13 protein-coding genes are annotated in these 17,617 nt (G+C 71.2%); all 13 read right to left on the reverse strand.

Annotation, left to right across the window (positions count from 1 at the left end; all coding sequences use genetic code 11):
• Positions 1-7: 7 nt before the first annotated feature.
• Entirely contained in the window at positions 8-1,366 is a 1,359-nt protein-coding gene (locus OHS70_RS24435) for a vWA domain-containing protein (protein WP_328400507.1), read from the reverse strand.
• Positions 1,367-1,496: 130 nt separating this feature from the next.
• Entirely contained in the window at positions 1,497-2,885 is a 1,389-nt protein-coding gene (locus OHS70_RS24440) for a protein phosphatase 2C domain-containing protein (protein ID WP_328400509.1), read from the reverse strand.
• A gap of 3 nt (positions 2,886-2,888) precedes the next feature.
• The gene (locus OHS70_RS24445) at positions 2,889-5,414 is read right to left on the reverse strand and encodes a serine/threonine-protein kinase (protein WP_328400511.1); all 2,526 of its coding nucleotides are present in this window, start codon (positions 5,412-5,414) and stop codon (positions 2,889-2,891) included.
• Complete coding sequence (locus OHS70_RS24450) at positions 5,411-6,754, reverse strand: hypothetical protein (RefSeq protein ID WP_328400513.1); 1,344 nt, start codon at positions 6,752-6,754, stop codon at positions 5,411-5,413. The genes OHS70_RS24445 and OHS70_RS24450 overlap by 4 nt, the downstream gene beginning before the upstream one ends.
• Positions 6,755-6,811: 57 nt before the next feature.
• On the reverse strand, positions 6,812-7,819 hold the full coding sequence (locus OHS70_RS24455; RefSeq protein WP_328400515.1) for a glutamate ABC transporter substrate-binding protein: 1,008 nt from the start codon (positions 7,817-7,819) through the stop codon (positions 6,812-6,814).
• Positions 7,820-7,830: 11 nt separating this feature from the next.
• The gene (locus tag OHS70_RS24460) at positions 7,831-9,225 is read right to left on the reverse strand and encodes a hypothetical protein (RefSeq protein ID WP_443062649.1); all 1,395 of its coding nucleotides are present in this window, start codon (positions 9,223-9,225) and stop codon (positions 7,831-7,833) included.
• A gap of 351 nt (positions 9,226-9,576) precedes the next feature.
• Positions 9,577-10,560 (reverse strand): N-acetylglucosamine kinase, encoded by a 984-nt coding sequence (locus OHS70_RS24465; protein ID WP_328400517.1) that lies wholly within the window; start codon positions 10,558-10,560, stop codon positions 9,577-9,579.
• Positions 10,551-11,816, reverse strand: coding sequence for a 6-phospho-beta-glucosidase (locus tag OHS70_RS24470; RefSeq protein ID WP_328400519.1), 1,266 nt, complete (start codon positions 11,814-11,816; stop codon positions 10,551-10,553). The genes OHS70_RS24465 and OHS70_RS24470 overlap by 10 nt, the downstream gene beginning before the upstream one ends.
• A 7-nt stretch (positions 11,817-11,823) precedes the next feature.
• Positions 11,824-12,729: a carbohydrate ABC transporter permease gene (locus OHS70_RS24475; RefSeq protein ID WP_328400521.1), complete on the reverse strand. Its 906-nt coding sequence runs from the start codon at positions 12,727-12,729 to the stop codon at positions 11,824-11,826.
• 6 nt (positions 12,730-12,735) lie between these two features.
• Complete coding sequence (locus OHS70_RS24480) at positions 12,736-13,692, reverse strand: carbohydrate ABC transporter permease (protein ID WP_328400523.1); 957 nt, start codon at positions 13,690-13,692, stop codon at positions 12,736-12,738.
• Positions 13,692-15,029 carry an ABC transporter substrate-binding protein gene (locus OHS70_RS24485; RefSeq protein WP_328400525.1) on the reverse strand — a complete coding sequence of 446 codons (1,338 nt, stop codon included), beginning with the start codon at positions 15,027-15,029 and terminating at the stop codon, positions 13,692-13,694. Before OHS70_RS24485 ends, OHS70_RS24480 begins: the two co-directional genes overlap by 1 nt.
• A gap of 82 nt (positions 15,030-15,111) precedes the next feature.
• Entirely contained in the window at positions 15,112-16,314 is a 1,203-nt protein-coding gene (locus tag OHS70_RS24490; RefSeq protein WP_328400527.1) for an ROK family transcriptional regulator, read from the reverse strand.
• 195 nt (positions 16,315-16,509) lie between these two features.
• Positions 16,510-17,583 carry a mechanosensitive ion channel family protein gene (locus tag OHS70_RS24495; protein ID WP_328400529.1) on the reverse strand — a complete coding sequence of 358 codons (1,074 nt, stop codon included), beginning with the start codon at positions 17,581-17,583 and terminating at the stop codon, positions 16,510-16,512.
• Positions 17,584-17,617: the final 34 nt, after the last annotated feature.

Here is a 17,617-nt window from a genome sequence, read left to right on the forward strand (position 1 = left end):
GTGCGGGCTACTTCTTGACGCGAACCGTCTTCGTGGAGCGCGTTTCGAGGGTCATCTCGTCCGCCTCCGCGACCTTTGCCTTCAGTCGCACAGTACCTGTCGCCGCATCGACGACATCCACCACCTTCGAAAGCAGTTTCGCAGTGTCCTCGTTCCCGGACTTCGCCGCGAGCTGCACGGCGCGACCCAGCTTGGCCGTCGCGCCGTCGAAATCACCCGACTTGCGGGCCTGTAGCCCCTGTTGGATGACCTGCGCCAGTTCGGCCTGTCCCGTGTAGTGCGCGACCTGCGGATTGATCGAGGTCGACGCCGTCAGATCGTCCGTCCACACCGCCCGTACAAGGCCCTGCGACAGCACCTGGGGAGCGCCTCCGTCCGCCGCCGGAACGATCAGTGACACCCGGGCCGCCAGCATCTCCCGGCCGACCCCGGCATCGGGCACATGGACGCACACGTGGTAGTCGCGCGACTCGTCGCCCCACGAGCCGGTCGGGTAGTCCCCGGCCCGGGGTCCCGCCTCGCTGCGCCGCCCCGTCAGGTCCTCGACCGTCGGCGCGACCTGCTTGACGTACTTGATCTCCACCCCGACAGGCGTCCACAGCCGCAGCGCCACATCCGCGACCTCCTTGCCCATCGCGTTCGCCATCATCTGTGTGAAGTCCGCGGCCAGACCGCTCGGGTCGGCGACGATGTCCGCCGTGCCCAGCAGAGCGGAGGCGATGCCGGTGACCTCCTTGACCTCCCAGTCGGTGCCGACGCCGCGGGCGTCGCACGTGAAGCGTCCCGCGCAGGCGTCCAGGGCGGCCCGCAGGTCCTCGGGCGACTCGTGCTCGTTGCGCCCGTCGGTGAGCAGGATCCCGTGCCGGATCGGCTTGTCGGAGGAGGCCAGCAGCCGGTCCGCCAGCGCCAGCCAGGTGCCGATCGCGGTGCCGCCTCCGGCGCTCAGCCTGCGCAGCGCCTCCTTGGCCTGGGCGCGGGTCCCGTCATCGGCGACAGCAAGCCGCCCGCCGCCCGGGTAGACCTCGGTCGCCTGATGCGTCCCGGCAACCACCGCGAAGGCGACGCCGTCGCGGAGGGTGTCGATCGCCGCGGCCGTGGCGTCCCGCGCGTTGCGCATCTTGGTCGGCGGGTAGTCCATCGAGCCGGAGCAGTCGACCATGATCACCACCGCGGCGCCGGCCGGCTGCCCGGGTATCTGCCCAGGGGACACGGACGCCGCGGTGAGCGGCGCGCCGCCGCTCGTGCCGCCTCCGGTGGAGGTGACGGTGACGATCGCGTTGACCTCGCGGCCGCCTTCCGGCAGGTACTCGTTCTGGTACACGTCGACGGCGAACTGCGGCACCGGGGACTTGGAGAAAACGGCCATCTGTCTTCGGACTCCTCGGGACTCCCGCCTGGGCGGAGAGAAACATCACGTCAGGTCTGTTCGGAGCGGGGTCGGGGCCGCCCCGCGGGCTCCGGGCGACGGACAGGGCCGGTGACCGACAAAGCGGGACTCATGCCTTGTCGTATGCCGATCCTGCCCCCGGCTGCGGCACGGCGAACGGCAGCACCGCCACTGTTACGTTGTCGTGGCCGCCGCCGTCGAGCGCATGACCGACCAGCACCTGCGCACTGTGCAGCGGCCGGTCGGCAGCGTCCGGCGGGACCGCACGGGCCATGTCGTCAGCGCCTTCGGCGTAGTTCCACAGGCCGTCCGTGCAGACCACGACCACTCCGGAGCGGTCCGGCTTGAACGACGCGGTGTGCGGCTCCAGTTCGTACGCGTCGGCACCCAGCCAGCCCGTGATGGCGTGGGCACGCTCGTCCGCGTACGCCTCCGCCTCGTTCATCAGGCCGGCCGCCACCATCTGCGCGGCCCAGGAGTCGTCCTCTGTCAGCCGGGCCGGCGGACCTGTGCGGTCGTCCGGCACCCAGTAGGCGCGGCTGTCGCCGACCCAGCCGACCACCAGCAGACCGCCGGCCGCGACGGCGCCGACGATCGTGCACGCCGGTGCGTTCTGATGGCGGTTGGGGTCGTGCTCCATGGCCTCGCCGCCACCTGCCTCGGTGGCGAGGGAGTTGACGGCGGTGGCGGCCGCGACGATCGCCTCGTGCATGGCCTGCTGCGGGTGGGTGCCCCGGGGCAGGGCCGCCAGCAGTTCCTCGTTGGCGGCCCGGGCGGCGGCGGCCGACGCCTCGTCCGGGCGGGTCGCCGAGGACACTCCGTCACAGACGACCGCGACGACGGCCGGTGAGCCGTCCGGCAGGGCCGTGGACGAGACCGCGAACGAGTCCTCGTTGCGGTGGTGGCGCAGACCGCGGTCGCTCACCGCGGCGACCGAGCCGAGCTCCTGCTCCATGTGGTCGCGTTCGCGTGGCTGGGCATGGCCGCAGTTCTCGCAGTAGCCGTCGTTGTCCACCCGGCCCGCCCGGCACGCCACACAGAGCGTGGCGGCCGCCTCGGGCACGGGGAGGGGCCGGTCGGCGGCACGCGGGTCCGCGGCCACGGCTGTGCCCGGCTGCGGTGCGGGCAGCTCGAAGTCCCCGGTGACATCAGCAGCCGCCGGGTGCCCCGGCGGCTGCCCGGCCGCAGCGCCCGGCGACGCGGCCGCCCGGTGGTCGTGGCGCACGCCGGGACCCGGCAGCGCGCCGCCGTCCGAGTCCGTGCCCGGCAGATCACTCGGCACATGGGCCTGGTCAGGTGTGCCCGTACCCGCGCTCCCGTCCGCCGCCGGCCAGGCAACGGCCGGGCCGATGGCGAGAGTCGGACGGTCCTGCCCCGACGGGGCGGGCACGGCCGACAGGTCGTACCCGCATGCGCCGCAGAAGCGGTCGGCAGGCTCCAGTGGCTCCTCGCAGCTGGGGCAGGACGCTCCGGCCGCAGGCTCGTGAATCCGCGACATCAATCACACCCACGTCCTGGGGCGGTAGCGGTTCGCCCGCTCCACCAGCTCTATCCGCTCCTCGCCGCGCTGGGCGAGCCGGGCGAGCACCCGGTAGGAGCGTTCCAGTCCGAAGCGCAGGCCGCGCTCGTCCAGTTCACTGCCGAGCAGCACGGTCGGTGCGCCCGCGTGCGGCGCAGGCGGCGTGCCCGGTGCGGTCGGAACGGGCAGCCGGGCCCCGGGACTTCCGGAGAGTACCCAGTCCAGCGCCGTGCCGAGCACCTCTGTGGACAACCGCTCGCGGCGCACCGGGTCCAGACCGAAATCTGCCAGGGCCTCCACCTGCGTGGCAGCCGCCGTCAGATCGTCGATGAGCGGTTCGTGCACGGCGCGTCGCCGCAGCCTGGCCCGTACGGCCGCGACGCGCGCGGCCGTGTAGTGGATCGACGCCTCGGGAACCGACTCCAGAGTCCGTACGGCCCCGGCCCGGTCGCCCGCCGCGAGCTGCACCCGGGCCAGACCGAACGCCGCGCTGACATAGCTCGGGTCGGTCGTCCACACGAGGCGGTAGTACTCCGCCGCGTTGTCCAGCTGGCCCAGCACCTCGGCACAGACGCCCAGGGCCAGCTTGGGAGCGGGCTCGCCCGGGAACGCGTCGTAGATCGCGTCGAAGGAGAGCGCGGCCGCCTCGTTGTCCCCGGTCACCAGCGAGGCGATGCCCCGGTACCAGACGACCCGCCAGTCGTCCGGCTGCTGCTGCTCCAGCGCACCCAGTGCCCCGTCCGCCGCGGCCAGTTCGCCCATCTCCAGGCGGGCGCGCAGTTCACGCAGTCTGGTCTCGGGCGAAGGCGTGGGCGCGGAGAGCAGCGCCGTGATCAGCTCGGCGGGCGCGGAGGCCATCAGACCGGCCAGGAAGCCCGCGTTCGGATCGCTCGCGTCGACCCGGGGGACCGGGAGCGCGAGCGAGGTCGCACGGGCGTCGAGCACCGCGAGCTGCGGCGCCAGCGCGAGACTCGGCGGGGCCGTGGCGAGCGGGGCGGCCGGTGTACGCGGCGCGGGAATCACCGCCCGCCCGCCGAGCTGGGAGACGTCCCCGCTCAGCTCGGTGAACAACTGGGTGTCCGTAACCCGCAGTTCCGGTCCGAACAGCGTCGAGAGCGACGGGCGCGGGCGTCCCGTCTGGATCGCCACGACCTCCCGCAGCACACCGGTCAGCTGCTCCGCCATCTCCTGTGCCGAGGCGAACCGGCGTGCCGGATCGGGGTCCGTCGCCCGCACCAGCAGCCGGTAGAACGACTCGTACGTGCGGAAGACCTCGATGTTGTCGGGGTCCGGCAGCGAGTCCACGAACACGTTCGTGTAGCCCTGGAAGTCGAACGTGAGCACCGCCAGGGTGCGTGCCACCGTGTACAGGTCGGAGGCGACGGAGGGGCCGACCTCGGCGACCTCCGGCGCCTGGTAGCCGACGGTCCCGTAGATCGCGGACTCGTCGTCGTCCATCCTGCGGACCGCGCCCATGTCGATGAGCTTGAGCTGGTCCTGCTGCTGGATGGCGTTGTCGACCTTGAAGTCGCAGTACAGAAGGTTTCTGCTGTGCAGGTGGCCGAGCGCCTCCAGCGCCTCGATGCCATAGGCGCACGCCTGCTCCACGGGCAGCGGGTCACGCCGCCCGTCCACGCCGCGCCGCCCGTTCGCTATCTCCTTCAGCGACTTGCCGCCCACGTACTCCATGACGATGTAGCCGTCGAGGGAACCGGTGCGCTGGTCGAGGTGCTCGACGAAGTTGTAGATCCGGACGATGTTGGAGTGCTCGATCTCGGCCAGGAAGCGGCGCTCCGAGATCGCCGCTGCCATCGCGTCCTGGTCGCCGGTGTCCAGCAGGCCCTTGAGCACCACCCACCGGTCGGACACCGCCCGGTCGACGGCCAGGTAGACCCAGCCGAGACCGCCGTGCGCGAGACAGCCCATCACTTCATACTGTCCGTGCACGATGTCGCCGGCGGCCAGCTTCGGCACGAAGGAGTACGGGTGGCCGCACTTGGTGCAGAAGCCCTCCGTACGTCCCGGCCGGTCCCCCCGCGCGCGTCCCACCGGAGCGCCGCAGTCGGAGCGCGAGCAGAACCGCTTGCGCTCGGGGACCTCGGGGTCGGCCATCACCGCCGAACGCGGGTCGGGGCGCGGCACCTCCGGCACGGACACCAGGCCGGCGCCCAGCCGGTTGCGGCCGGAGGCGCTGGTCGAGGAGCCGGAGCTGCGCACCGAGACCGACCGGGTGGAGGTGCTGCTCCCGGTCAGCGAGCGCGACAGCCGGCCCGAGACCGAGCGGCGCGAGGTCGACGAACGTGACGAGGCCCGTGACGAACGCGAACTGCCGCCCGTCGAACCGGAGTCACGCCCGCCGCCGGTGATACCCGTCGGCGGCGACGACACCATGCCGTTTCCCGACACGACGGGTGCCAGCCCGCAGGTGTCGCAGTACAGCTCGCCGCCGCCCATGTCCTCGTACGTGCCTTCGCAGCCGGGACGCTGGCAGTTCTTCGTCTCACTCATCGATCCCCCCTGCGGTCGACCGGCCCGGAGTCACTTCCGGGCGCTCTGGGCACCATCACTTCCACGGCCGCGTGCTGGTAGCGCAGCACCGCCTGCTCGGCGGCCCGCAGATCGCACGGCGCGCTCCACAGCATCCTGCGCGCCGCGTCGTACCGCTCGATCAGCAGCGGGTCCTCCGCCAGCCCGTGCCGGGCGACCTTCGCCTTGTACGCGTCGAGGCGGCCGCGCAGCTCGGCGCGGACCGCGAGCGGAGCGGTGACCGCCGTCAACGACTCCCTGGCCCGCAGCAGTTCGTCCTCGGCCTCGCGCTCCAGGGACTCCAGCAGGGGCGAGAGCCGGTGCCACTGCGCGTGCCTGCGGTACTCCGAGGCCGTGGCGAGCCGCTCCTGCAACACGGTCGGAGGCCCGCTCACGGCGGGGACCTCGGAGGCGGCGATCTTCGCCAGGACCTCGCCGCGCGCGGCGCGGGCCTCGGTCAGCGTCCGGTCGGCCCGTGAGAGCAGGTCCCGCAGCCGCAGCAGCCGCTCCTCGGAGTCCTGGCGGACCTGCAGTACCGCCTCGATCTCCCGGCGCACATCCTCCAGGGCGCGCGCCGCCCGGTCGTAGCGCTCGGTGTCCGGCCGGCCGCCGCCGGGCGCCGAACTCCCCGGCGCGGAACGCCAGAAGGCCAGCGGATCGGACACCACCTGGGTGCGCAGCGCGGACAGCTCGTGGGTGATGGACTCCAGATCGTCGCCGGAGGGATGTTCACCGGGCCGTACGCCCACCGAGTGCGCGAGTGAACGGGTGCGCTGCAGCTCCGCGGAGAGCAGATCTATCCGTGCGGGCAGCGCCGACCACACCGCGTCCGCGGTCACCACCATGTCCAGGGAGCTCGCGTACAGCTCGTTCATCCGCATGACGAGCTCCTCGAGCGTGAACTCCTCGGAGAGTCTGGCAGGTCCGGTGATCGACGGTGCGGGGGCGGCGGCCGGGCTCGCCGCGGTCACACTGCGCCCGCGCAGCCGCTCGGTGAGCTCCACCAGGTCCTCACGGCTGGGCCGGTTCCGGCGTGCGCGGATCTCACGGAGTTCGTGCAGGGCGGCGGTGTACGCGTCGAAGTACCCCCAGAGCAGGGTGATGGCCTGCTCGGCGCCGGCCCAGCGGTCCTTGGTGACGCCCGTCAGCTCGGCCCCTTCGAGGAGCCTGCGGCCCGCATGGTCCTGCAGCGCGAGGAGCGAGGTCTCGACCGCCTCGTGCTCCGCGTCGAGCCGCGCGAGGGCGCGGTCCACCTCGTCCCGGTCCATCACCGGCCCCTGCGGTCTCCCCGCGGAGCCGGGGAAGGGTCCCGCGACGCCCATCGATCACCTCTCCGATCCATTGTCACTGCTTCCATGGCCGCCCGGTATCCGCGATGCTCAGCCGGTCCTGTACTTCGGCTGCGGCGGCCCCGTGATCCCGGGCAGGTCCGCTGCGAGCCACTTTTCGTACGCCCGCTTCCAGTCGGCCTTGCGGTAGTCGACCAGTACCTGGTTCACCCGCTTCACCAGGTCGTCGTTGCCGAGCTTGGTGGCCACGCCGTAGTACTCGGTGGTGAACGGCTTGTCGCCCTTGAGTTCCACCGCGGGGTCCTGGGCGGCCTGGCCCGCAGCAAGTGCGTTGTCCGTCACCACCGCGTCCACCAGACCCTGCTGGAGTCTGACCAGACAGTCCAGCTGGTTGGGCACGGTGTACACGTCCTCGTCCTGCGGCTGCCCGTCGTGCTCGTCCCTGAACGTCGCCCCGAAACTCTTCTTCTCCAGTGCCTCGTACGCCGTGGAGCCCTCGGCCGAGCAGATCCGCTTGCCGGTCAGGGACTTGTCGTACCCGGTGATCTTCGAGCTCTTGGGAGCGAGTACCTGCTGGCCCGCCTGGAAGTAGGCGGTGGAGAAGGCGACCTGCTCGATCCGGCTGCAGTTGATCGTCATGGTCCGCACGACGATGTCCACCGTGCCGCTGTTCAGGGCGGCGATGCGCTGGTTGGTCGGTATCGCGCGGAATATGACGGCATCCCGGTCGCCGAGGATGTCCTCCGCGATGGCCCGGGCAAGGTCGATGTCGAACCCTTCGAGCCCGCCGCCGGCCGGATTGCGGTAGCCCCAGCGGTAGCTGTTCTGATCGACGCCGACGATCAGCCGGCCTCGCTCCTTGATGGCGTCGATGGCCGGCCCGTCCGCTCCGGACGGCTGGAGCGAGGCCTCCGGGTCCTTGCAGTCGTCCGCCTTCCCGGGAGCCGCCGCCAGGCCGTGACCTGCCGGCTTGGAACTCAGCGCGTCCGCGCCGCCCCGGGACAGCGGCAGCAGGGTGACGGCCGCGGTCAGCGCACACGCCGCGGCCATCCCAGCCACGCCGCCCCAGCCGCGGAGCCTGGACCTCGTACCCGCCATCGCTCCCCCTCTCACCGGTACTCCGACAGCCTGCGGTTGATGCCGAGGATCGCTCCGACGGCGCCGAGCACGGCCAGGGCCGCCGCCCCGACCGGCAGCCCGCCGAACGCCCCGCGTCCGTCCTTGGCCGCCTCGGTGAACTGACGCTGCTCGTGTGCCACTGCCAGCTCCAGCGCCTGGTCGACCTTGTCGAAGCACTCGCCGGTGGACCCCTTGGCGCCGATGACCTTCTTCAGCGCGCCCTCGTAGTCACCGGCGCGGTCGGTCCGGGCCACGTCGGCGTGCCTGTCCTGCCACGCCGACATGCCCTTCGCCGCGCTCTCGACGGGGCCCGCTCCCTGTTCGTCGTCGCCGGCCAGCTGCTGCGCCCGGTTCAGCTCCTTGCCGAGCCGGTCCATCCCGGCGGCGAACTCGGCGGCGTACTTGTCGTTCTTGCCGTCGTCGGTGAGCACCGCGCCCCGGGCGACCAGGGTGAGGTTCTCGTTCGCCCGTGCCTTCAGCGAGGCGATCCGCGCGTCGTTGAGGACCTTCAGCGACTGCTGTCCGTGCACCTGGGCGTCGTTCAGCTGGGCGCGGGCCACCGTGTGTCCCACGGCCAGCCACAGCAGCACCACGGTCGTGGCCGCCGTGGCGGCGACCAGTCCATGGTTGAACACCCTGTTCGTCCGCCGGTAGTTGCGCCGCTGCGCCCCCACCAGAAGACCGATGGCGATCACACCGGCCACGAGCGAGGCGATGGGCCAGAAGCGGGCGTCGTCGTCGTCCTGCTCCAGGCGGGCCGTCTCCGCGGCGTACAGCTTCTCGGCCGCGGGCAGCAGCTGCTTGCTCATCTGCTCGTTGGCGAACCGCAGATAGGCGCCGCCCAGCGGCCGGCCCAGCCGGTTGTTGGCCCGGGCGGTCTCGATCAGGCCGGTGTAGCGCGGCAGGCCCTCGTTCAACGTGGCTATCTGGTGGCCCGACTCACTCGAACTGTCCGTGTTCGCGGCGGCCTTGACCAGCAGCCGGGAGGCGAGCGCGATGTCCTTCTCGTACCGCTCGTGGACCGCCCGGGGCTCCTCGGCGCCGGCCAGGAAGCCGCTGGAGGCCGCGGTGTCCGCGTCGGCCAGCGTGCGGTAGATCGAGGCGGCGTCGGCACTCAGCGGCTGACTGCGGCTCACCACGTCGTCCGCCGCGGCGGCCCGGTCGGCGGTCTCGAAGGCGGTCACCACGCCGAAGGTCAGCACGAACGCGGCGAGCACGGCCCCGATGATCTGCAGCCGCCCGGGCTCGGTCGTGGCCGCGGCCCGCAGCCGCCGCCGCACCTCTGCCCATGCGCCACGGCCCGCAGGCGGCCCGGCCGGTGGCTGCGCGGGCGCGGGCGGCGGAGCCGACTGAGGCGCGGTACGCACATTCGGCAGGTGTGTCACGTGACCTCCCCCTCGGTCGCTGACGTCGGTCCCACCCCCCGGCGGGTCCTTAGGACGACTCCCGGCCAGCAGTATGGCCGGAGGGAACTGTCTCACACCAGAATTGACTGGATCTTGTTCAAGTCCTGACAACGCAGGTCCTGCCCGGTCGATCCCCCCACTCTGTCCCCACCATGAATACGCCTGCGGTCCTTGATCGGTTCCACTCCGCGGCCGATGCCACCCGGACGGGTGGTCAAGTCATGGCCGGAATCGCTCAGATGCGGCCTCACGCGCCCCGCCACGCCGCATGTGTCCCCCACCGCGCCCCGCCGCACGCATCCGCTGAGGGAATCAGCCCCCGCCGCGGAGCTACGCGTAGTACGTCCGCAGCCTCGCCCTCGCCCCAGCCGTCGCCCCGACACGGTCCAGCCCCAGCAGGCCAGCGCCCAGCACCGGCGCGGCGGTCACCACGTCCACCACCGCCTTCGGCGCCCTGACCGCCAGCAACGCGCGGATGCGGTCCTCGAGTTCGGGATGCCGGGCCGCCAGCACACTGCCGCCGAGCAGCACCGGGACCTCCTCGTCGAGGAGCTGGAGCCGCGCGAGCGCGACCGTGGACATCGCCACGACCTCGTCCGCCATCCTCTTCACCAGCGAACGGGCGACCGGATCGCCCGCCGCGCTCGTCGCGAACAGCACCGGCGTGAGCTCGTGCTTGCGCGTGAGCGGGATGCGGCCGCGATGCAGTGCCTCGATCAGCGCGTACATCGAGTCCAGGCCGAAGTGCGCGGGCAGCGCCGTACGCAGCGCCGTGGGTTCGCCCCGCCCGTCCTCGGCCCGCGCAGCGAACCACAACGCCTCCTCGGCCAGCCCCCCGCCGCCGCCCCAGTCCCCGGAGATCGTCCCGATCGCGGGGAAGCGGGCCGTGCGGCCGTCCGGCAGCATGCCCACGCAGTTGATGCCCGCACCGCACACCACGGCCACGCCCCGGGGCTCGTCCACGCCTGCGCGCAGAATCGCGAACGTGTCGTTGCGGACCTCCGCCGTCCCGCCCCAGCCACGCCCCCGCAGCGCGGCCGTGAGCTCCTCCTCCTCCACCGGCAGGTCGGCGTTGGCGAGGCAGGCCGACACATGGCCGACCTCGTCGACCGGCTCGCCCCGGTCACGGGCGCGCGCCAGCGCCTCGTCGACGGTCGAGCCGAGCGCGTCGAACGCCGCCTCGACACCGACGACCGGCGGCTGGAAGCCGCCCCCGCGGGCGGTGGCGAGCACCGACCCGTCGGCCCCGACAAAGGCCACATCGGTCTTGCTGTTGCCTGCGTCGATGGCGAGGACCGCGGCTCTCACGCCCACGCGAGGTGCTCCCGGTTGTGCGCGATCAGCTGATCGGTGAGCTTGTCCGCGTACTCGAACTGGCCGATGAGCGGGTGGGCCAGCAGCGCCTTGAACACTCGGTCGCGGCCACCGCGCAGGGCCGCCTCCAGCGCCAGCTCCTCGTACGCGGTCACGTTCGCGATCAGCCCGCTGTACAGCGGGTCCGGCCCGGGTACGGGCAGTGGCGTGGCGCCCTGGGGGCCGACGGTGGCCTGCACCTCGATCACGGCGTCGGCCGGGAGGTACGGCAGCGTGCCGTTGTTGTACGTGTTCACGACCTGGTACGGGCTCCCGCCCCCGCCGAGCAGTGACGCCGCCAGATCGACCGCCGCCTCCGAGTAGAAGGCGCCGCCGCGCCTGGCCAGCAGCTCCGGCTTCGTGTCGAGCGCCGGGTCGCCGTACATCTCGAGCAGCTGCCGCTCCATCTCGGCGACCTCGGCGGCCCGCGACGGCTTGGCCCGCAGCTCCCGCACCACCTCGTCGTGCGCGTAGAAGTAGCGCAGGTAGTACGAGGGGACGACGCCGAGCCGGTCGAGCACCGCGCGCGGCAGACGCAGGTCGTCGGCGATCCGGTCACCGTGATCGGCCAGCAGCTTCGGCAGCAGATCGGCCCCCTCGGGACCTCCGAGTCGCACACCTGTCTCCCAGGTGAGGTGGTTGAGGCCCACATGGTTCAGATGCACATCGGCCGGGGCGACGTCGAGGAGGGCTGCGAACCTGCGCTGGAGACCGATGGCGACGTTGCACAGCCCGACGGCCTTGTGCCCGGCCTGGAGCAGTGCCCGGGTGACGATGCCGACCGGGTTGGTGAAGTCGATGATCCACGCACCGGGGCTCGCATGCTGCACCCGCTCGGCGATGTCGAGCACCACGGGCACGGTGCGCAGCGCCTTGGCGAGCCCGCCGGCGCCCGTCGTCTCCTGCCCGACGCAGCCGCACTCCAGCGGCCAGGTCTCGTCCTGGTGGCGGGCGGCCTGGCCGCCCACGCGCAGCTGGAGCAGTACGGCGTCGGCACCCTCGACACCCGCGTCCAGGTCCGAGGTCGTGACGATCTTCCCGGAGTGGCCCTGCCTTGCGAAGATGCGCCGGGCCAGGCCGCCGACCAGTTCCAGCCGGCCGGCCGCCGGGTCGATCAGCACCAGCTCGCTGATCGGCAGGGTGTCCCTCAGCCGGGCGAAGCCGTCGATCAACTCCGGTGTGTAGGTGGATCCGCCACCCACGACTGCGAGCTTCATGTGTCCATCAGCCCTTCACTCCGGTCAGTGTGACGCCCTCGACGAATGCCTTCTGGGCGAAGAAGAAGACGATGATCACCGGGGCCATGACCAGCACGGTCGCTGCCATCGTGAGATTCCAGTCCGTCTGGTGCGCTCCCTTGAAGGACTCCAGGCCGTAACTCAGCGTCCAGGCGGCCGGGTTCTCCGAAGCGTAGATCTGCGGGCCGAAGTAGTCGTTCCAGCAGTAGAAGAAGTGGAACAGCGCACAAGCGGCGATCGCCGGCCGGGCCATCGGCACCACGACCTTGACCAGCGTGCGGAACTCGCCGCAGCCGTCGATCCGGGCCGCCTCGGTGTACTCGCGCGGGATCGTCAGCAGGAACTGGCGCAGCAGGAAGATCGTGAACGCGTTGCCGAACGCGAACGGGATGATCAACGGCCAGAGCGTGCCCGCCAGATCCAGCTGTTTGGCCCAGAACAGGTACATGGGAACGATGATCACCTGTGGCGGCAGCATCATCGCCGCAATGACGAGCATCATCATCACGTTGCGCCCGCGGAAGCGGAACCTCGCGAGTGCGTAGGCGACCGGCAGGCTGCTGCCCACCGCGAGGACGGTGCCCCCGCCCGCGTACAGCAGCGTGTTGCGCCACCAGGTCAGGAAGCCCGGCGTGTTCCACACATCGGCGAAGTTGCCCCACTCCCAGGTGTGCGGCCACAGGTCCCGGGTCAACGCCTGATCACCGCTCATCACCGCGGTCAGGAAGACGAAGACGAACGGCAGCAGGAAGAACAGGGCGGCGGCGAGGGCGAGCGAGTGGAGCGCGATCCACTCCAGGGCCGCCCGGCGGCGCGCCGTCCGGGCCGCAGAGCTGTTCTTGCCGGGCGCCGGCGTCGGCGCCGTACGCGGCAGGGAGAGTTCTGTTGTCATGGGCGGTCAGTCCTCCGGCGACATGAAGCCGCTGCGCCGACGCATCAGGAACACCGTGAACACCATGGCCAGCACGAACAGCACCAGTGCGACCACGCACGCGGCCCCGGTGTCGAAGCGCTGGAAGCCCAGGTTGTACACGACCTGCGGGACGGTGAGCGTGGACTTGTCGGGGTAGCCGGGCTCGAAGTGCTGCCCGGAGCCGCCGATCACACCGCTGGCGACCTTCGCGGCCACCAGGGGCTCGGTGTAGTACTGCATCGTCGCGATCACTCCGGTGATCACGGCGAACAGCACGATCGGCGAGATGTTGGGCAGCGTGACGAAGCGGAACCGCTGCCAGGCGCTCGCGCCGTCCAGTTCGGCGGCCTCGTACTGCTCCTTGGGCACATCGAGCAGGGACGCCATGAAAATGACCATGAGGTCGCCGATGCACCACAGCGCGAGCAGGGTGAGCGAGGGCTTCGACCAGCCGGGGTCGTTGAACCAGTCGGGCTCGCCGAGGCCGATCGCGGCGAGGATCGTGTTGACCGGCCCCGTACCCGGGTTGAGCAGGAAGACGAACGACACCGTCGCCGCGACCGGCGGGGCCAGATATGGAAGATAGAACAGGGTGCGGAAGAACCCCGCGCCCGTCCTGATCCGGGTGATCAGGACACCGATGCCGAGCCCGAAGACGACGCGGCAGGTGACCATCACCAGCACCAGCCACAGCGTGTTGCGCAGGGCAGGCCAGAAGAACGGGTTGTCCTGGAAGACGTACGCCCAGTTCTTGAGGCCCACCCAGCTCGGCGCGGTGAACCCGTCGTACTTCATGAAAGAGAAGTAGACGGTCGCGATCAGCGGGTACGCGAAGAACACGCTGAAGCCGACCAGCCAGGGGGAGAGGAAGCCGAGGGTGCGCAGCGCCGACCGGCGGCGCCTGGCCCGCAGCGCCGCCGACGGGACAGGAACGGTGGTCATCAGCCGGCCTGCTCGTTGTCCTTGTCGACCTGGGCGTCGTTCTTCTTCAGCAGCGCGTCCAGGTCCTTCTCGGCGCCCTTCTCGTAGGCGATGGCGTGGTCCTGGAGCGTGAGCAGGAAGGCGCCGCCGTTGACGGACGAGGGGGCGTGCGAGCTCTCGGGGTGCTGTGCGATGTCGACGAAGGTGCGGTACAGCGGGTCGTTGTTCAGCTTCGGTGACTTCAGCGCCGCCATGGTCGAGGGCACGTTGTGGATGGCGTTGGCGAAGGAGACGACCGCGTCGGTGTCGGTGGAGAGGTACTTCACCAGCTCCCAGGCGGCGTTCTTCCTGGGGCTGTTGCTCGCGATGCCGAGGACGGTGCCCGACAGATAGCCCTTGCCGTAGTCGGCGGCCCGGTCGTCCGGGACGGGGAAGGGCGCCGCGCCGATCTCGAAGTCCAGCTCGGCGTCGGTGGCCATCTTGCCGCGCCATTCGCCGTCGAGCTGCATGGCGACCTGGCCGGTGTGGAAGGGGTGCTTCGCACCCCACTCGTCGCCGAGGGACGTACGGAACCTGTTGAGCTTCTGGTAGCCGCCGAGGTCGTCGACCAGCTTCTTCTGCCAGGTGAACATGGCCTTCACGGCCGGGTCCCCGGCGGTGTTCGACTTGCCGCCCGCATCGACGTACGTGACGCCGAACTGGCCGCCGTAGTGCTCGACCGTCGTCTCGTAGCCCAGGTAGAGCGGCATGAAGCCGAGCCGCTCGAAGCCGTCACCCTTCGCCTTGGTGAGCTTCTTCACGGCCGCGTCGAACTCGGACAGCGTCTTCGGCGGGGCGGTGATGCCGGCCTCCTTGAAGGCCGTCTTGTTGTAGTAGAGGCCGTACGCGTCACCCAGCAGCGGCACGGTGCAGCGCGTGCCGTCGTGCTCGGTGTACCTGGCCATCTGCGGCAGGAACGTCGTCGCCGGGTCGATCCCGGACGTGTCCAGGAACGGCCCCAGATCGGTCAGCGCCCTGGAGGAGCAGAACCGGCCCACGCTGTCGGTGGTGAAGGACGAGACCACGTCCGGAGCGCTCGAACCGCCCGTGCGCAGGCCCTGGTTGAGCTTCTCGTCGGTGATGCCCTTGACGACCTTCACCTTGATGTCGGGGTGCTTGTCCTCGAACGTCTTGATGTTCGCCTCGATCGCGGCGACCTCGCTCGGGGCGCTCCACCCGTGCCAGAAGGTCAGCGTCGTCCTCGCGTTCGGATCGTCGCCCGCGCCTGCGTCGTTCGATCCCGTGCAGGCGGAGAGGAGCAGGGCGCTCGAGGCGGCCGCGGCCAGTGCGACGGCCGTTGTCCGGCGGTATGTGGGCATGGCGGTGTCTCCCTGTGACATGGCGTGGTCGGGGGAAGGGGAGAGGTGCTCAGGTGGTGCGTCCGGCGGTGCCGTCGGGGGTTCAGCGGGAGGTGTCGAAGACTTCGTCGCGCGTGGTGGCCAGCGCGCTCTCCAGCGCGCCGCACAGCACCGGATGCCTGCGTACGGCGCCGAGCACCAGCCGGGGCCGGGACGCGGCCAGTTCGGTGAGCTCCGCCTGCACGCGGTCGCGCAGCACCTCACCCCCGGCGGCGATCACATCGCCGGACAGGACGACCAGCTCCGGGTCGAGTACGGCGACCATGGACGCCAGACCGGTCGCGAGGGCGGTCGCGTAGGCGTCCAGCAGCTGCCGGTAAGGCCCCGTGCCGGCCTCGGCGGCCCGGGCCACCAGACCGGTCGCCACCTCGGTGTGCGGTCCGTGGCCGACGCCCTCGACACCGAGTTCCCGGGCCAGCCGGGGCAGTGCCTGGGCGCCGGCCAGTTCCTGGAAGCCTCCGCTGTTCGCCCTGGTCACCTGGCGCACCAGCGGGGCGCCGGGCACGGGCAGGAAGCCGACCTCGCCGGCGCCTCCGGTGAAACCGCGGTGCAGCCGGCCGCCGATGACAAGGGCGGCGCCGAGGCCCTCCTCGTTCCACAGCAGCACGAAGTTCTCGTGGCCGTGGGCGGCGCCGAGGCGCTGCTCGGCGACGGCGACGAGGTTGACGTCGTTCTCGTACTCGACCGGCATCGGCAGGGCGGCGGCCAGCTCGTCGAGCAGCGAGGGGGAGTGCCAGCCGGGGAGGTGCGAGGCGTACCGCAGCCGCCCGGTGGACGGGTCGAAGGCGCCGGGGGTGCCGATCACGAGCCGGTGCACCTCCGCGCGGGTCACCCCGGCGGCCTTCACCGCGCCGTCCAGGGAGTCGGTGACCTGCCGTACGACGCTCTCGGCCCGCCGCCCCGGGGTGGCGAGCTCGAACTCGCCCACGGTCGCGCCGGTGATGTCGGCGACGGCGGCGCGGATGCGCAGCGGGGTGACGTCGAGGCCGGCGGCGTAGGCGGCGTGTGCGTTGACCGTGTACAGCTGGGCGCTCGGGCCCGGCCGGCCCTCGGTGGTGCCGGTGGCGACGACAAGGCCCGCGGCCTCCAGCCGGGCCAGCAGCTGGGAGGCGGTGGGCTTGGAGAGCCCGGTGAGCTTCCCGATCCGGGTCCGGGACAGGGGGCCGTGCTCGAGCAGCAGATCGAGGGCGGCGCGGTCGTTCATGGCGCGCAGTACACGCGGCGTACCGGGGGTGGTTCCGGCCATGACGGCTGCACCTGCCTCTCGACCTGCACTGTTAGGAAAGTTTCCTAATCCGTACGAGGAACGTAGGGCGCATGTCGGGGGCCCGTCAATGGCAAACGCCCCCTGGGCAACCAAAGCGTTACCTGAGGGGGCGTTGCGGTGGGGCGGCGCCGGGTCCGGTCCAAAGCCCTGCGGCCTGAGCCGTCGGGCCCTGGATCACTTCGCCAGATTCGCCGGAGGAGCGATCGGGGACGCCGCCACGGACTGCGGTGACGTCGTCGAGGCGTAGGCGGACGGAGCGGCCATCGCGGCGGTCGGGTCGGCAGCGGCCTCCTCCGTCTGCTGCTGAGGCAGCCCGCCGACGATACGGATACCCGCCGCGTCGAACGCGCGCTTGAGCCGCCAGCGCAGTTCCCGCTCCACGCCGAGGGACTTGCCCGGCATCGTCTTCGCGGCGACCCGCAAGGTCATCGAGTCCAGCAGCACCTCGGTCAGACCCAGCACCTCCACCGGGCCCCACAGCTGCTCGTTCCACGGATCGGCCTTGGCGATGCCTTCCGCCACCTCGCTGATCACCGCGCTGACCTGGTCCAGGTCCTCCGAGGAGCGGACGGTGACATCGACCGCCGAGGTCGCCCAGCCCTGGCTGAGGTTGCCGATCCGCTTGATCTCGCCGTTGCGCACGTACCAGATCTCGCCGTTGTCGCCGCGCAGCTTCGTCACCCGCAGGCCGACCTCGATCACCTCGCCCGAGGCCACCCCCGCGTCGATCGAGTCCCCGACGCCGTACTGGTCCTCCATGATCATGAAGACGCCGGAGAGGAAGTCGGTGACGAGATTGCGCGCACCGAAGCCGATCGCGACACCCGCCACACCCGCGGAGGCGAGCAGTGGGGCCAGATCGATCTTGAACGCGCCGAGGATCATCAGACCGGCCGTGCCCAGAATCAGGAAGGACGCGATCGAGCGAAGCACGGAGCCGATGGCCTCCGAGCGCTGCCGGCGCCGCTCGGCGTTGACGAGCAGACCGCCGAGCGCCGTGCCCTCCACCGCCTGTGCGGACCGGTTCATCCGCGCGATCAGCTTCGTCAGCGCGCGGCGCACCAGCATGCGCAGCACCAGCGCGATGACCAGGATCAGCGCGATCCGCAGACCGGTGTTCAGCCAGGTGGACCAGTTCTCCTCCACCCAGCCCGCGGCGCCCGCCGCCTGCTCGGCCGCCTCGTCGAGGGAGACGGGCTCGGACGACGGATCGGCGCCGAGAAGGGCGGACGACCAGAACGCACTCACGGGGGAAACCTCCAGGTTTGCGTCGGGCAGATCA

The organism is Streptomyces sp. NBC_00390, from assembly GCF_036057275.1.
Taxonomy (GTDB): Bacteria; Actinomycetota; Actinomycetes; order Streptomycetales; family Streptomycetaceae; genus Streptomyces.

Bases quoted from the DNA above. Each gene is read 5' to 3' on its own strand.
- OHS70_RS24435 (WP_328400507.1), bottom strand. From the start codon at position 1,366: ATGGCCGTTTTCTCCAAGTCCCCGGTGCCGCAGTTCGCCGTCGACGTG.
- OHS70_RS24440 (WP_328400509.1), bottom strand. From the start codon at position 2,885: ATGTCGCGGATTCACGAGCCTGCGGCCGGAGCGTCCTGCCCCAGCTGC.
- OHS70_RS24445 (WP_328400511.1), bottom strand. From the start codon at position 5,414: ATGAGTGAGACGAAGAACTGCCAGCGTCCCGGCTGCGAAGGCACGTAC.
- OHS70_RS24450 (WP_328400513.1), bottom strand. From the start codon at position 6,754: ATGGGCGTCGCGGGACCCTTCCCCGGCTCCGCGGGGAGACCGCAGGGG.
- OHS70_RS24455 (WP_328400515.1), bottom strand. From the start codon at position 7,819: ATGGCGGGTACGAGGTCCAGGCTCCGCGGCTGGGGCGGCGTGGCTGGG.
- OHS70_RS24470 (WP_328400519.1), bottom strand. From the start codon at position 11,816: ATGAAGCTCGCAGTCGTGGGTGGCGGATCCACCTACACACCGGAGTTG.
- OHS70_RS24475 (WP_328400521.1), bottom strand. From the start codon at position 12,729: ATGACAACAGAACTCTCCCTGCCGCGTACGGCGCCGACGCCGGCGCCC.
- OHS70_RS24480 (WP_328400523.1), bottom strand. From the start codon at position 13,692: ATGACCACCGTTCCTGTCCCGTCGGCGGCGCTGCGGGCCAGGCGCCGC.
- OHS70_RS24485 (WP_328400525.1), bottom strand. From the start codon at position 15,029: ATGCCCACATACCGCCGGACAACGGCCGTCGCACTGGCCGCGGCCGCC.
- OHS70_RS24490 (WP_328400527.1), bottom strand. From the start codon at position 16,314: ATGGCCGGAACCACCCCCGGTACGCCGCGTGTACTGCGCGCCATGAAC.